Here is a 1,720-nt window from a genome sequence, read left to right on the forward strand (position 1 = left end):
CCTGCCGCGCGGCGCCGACGAGATCAGCGAGTGGGCCGCGCTCGGTGCCCTCGAGGTGCTCATCGGCATGCGCGACGAGGGCCGGCGCGAGGCCCTGATCATCGACGCATCCGGCAGCGGGTCCCCCTTCGGCCGCTGGGCCCGGGCCGCCGGCTACGCGCCGATCGAGGTCGAGCTCACCGGCGCCCGCTCGTCGATGACGCTGCTCGACGTCGACACCGCGACCCTCGACGTCGTCACCCGGCTGCACCCCGACGACGCGTCCGCCGCCGACATCGACGAGACCTTCACCCAGGCCGGGTGGGCGCTGCGCTCCGGCGGCCTGCTGTGCCTGACCCTGCCCGTGGGCGGTCAGGGCGACGACGTCATCGGCGGAGCGGCCGACCTGCGGGCGGTCATCGCCCGCGCCGGCCGACGCGGATTCACCCTCTCGGCGACGTCGACGGCGACCTCACGGCCCGGCTGCGGCACGCCTCGCGCGTGAGCGCCGACCCCGACGCCGCGCACGCCTCGTCCGGCTCACCCTGCGACGCCGATGAGCCAGACGAGGCGGGGCGCCTCGGCGCCCGGACGCACGACGCGCAGCGCGCGCTCGACGTGCTGCGCATCGGCTTCCTCGTCCTCGTCCTCGTCGCCGTCGGCATCGCGCTGTGGCGCAACTGGGCCGAGGTGCGCGGCGACCTCGGGCGCATCGGACCCGTGACCCTCCTCGCCGCGACCGGCCTGGCGATGCTCTCGCCCTTCTTCACGGTGCTCGGGTGGCGGGTGCTGCTCGCCGACCTCGGCTCACGGCTGCACATCGCGCCGGCGAGCGGGGTCTTCTTCGTCGGCCAGCTCGGCAAGTACCTGCCCGGCTCGGTGTGGTCGGTCGTCGTCCAGACCGACATGGCCCACCGGCTCGGCGTGCCCCGGCGACGCACGGCGATCGTCGGCCTGCTGACGATCGCCCTCTCCGCGCTCACCGGCATGATCCTCGGCCTGCCGGCACTGCCGGTGCTGCTCACCCGCGGCGACGCGGTCGTGCCGTGGTGGGTCCTGCTGGCGATCATCGCCGTCCTCGGGGTGCTGCTGTGGCCCCCGGTGCTCAACCTCGGCATCCGCACGATGCTTCGCCTGCTGCGCCGCGACCCGCTCGAGCACGACCTCACCCACGCTGCGGTCGGCCTGTCGAGCCTGTGGTTCGCCACCTCGTGGATCGTCGGCGGCCTGTCGGTGTGGGTCATGGCGCGCAACCTCGCGCCCGACGACGCCGACGCCTCCCGCCTGCTCCTCGTCGCCGTCTCGGGCTACCTGCTCGCGGCCGGGATCGGGATGTTCAGCATCGTCGTGCCCGCCGGCGTCGGCGTGCGCGACGTCGTCCTCGTCGTGCTGCTGGCGACGACGATGCCGGTGTCCGCGGCGACGGCCGTCGTCGTCGTCGCCCGATTCCTCACCGTCCTCGCGGACGTCGTGTGGGCGGCCATCGGCTGGCTCTGGGCGAAGACGCACCATCTGCTCCCTTCGTCCCCCGGGACGGCGGGCCCCGACCCGACACCCTCCCCGCAAGGAGACTGACCATGTCCGATCCCACGACCTCCGGCCAGGTCGCGGCGCCCCCGGCGGGCGTCTGCTGGCCGTCGCCAAGCGCGGGGCCGAGCACCTCCTGTGGGGTCGGTCGCCGTCCAGCGACGGCTCGAGGCCCGGGCGAAGGGGGGCTCGTCCCGCGCCGACGACCGTGCCG

General features: G+C 74.8%; 1 protein-coding gene and 1 pseudogene. Both read left to right on the forward strand.

What is annotated here, in order from left to right; translation table 11 throughout:
• Positions 1-484, forward strand: a pseudogene (locus AC2W7J_RS17960) (hypothetical protein); the annotation flags it as partial.
• Entirely contained in the window at positions 481-1,554 is a 1,074-nt protein-coding gene (locus AC2W7J_RS17965) for a lysylphosphatidylglycerol synthase domain-containing protein (protein WP_485984113.1), read from the forward strand. The pseudogene AC2W7J_RS17960 and the gene AC2W7J_RS17965, both read left to right, overlap by 4 nt.
• Positions 1,555-1,720 lie beyond the last annotated feature (166 nt).

The organism is Janibacter sp. CFPM2_SD2, from assembly GCF_057364645.1.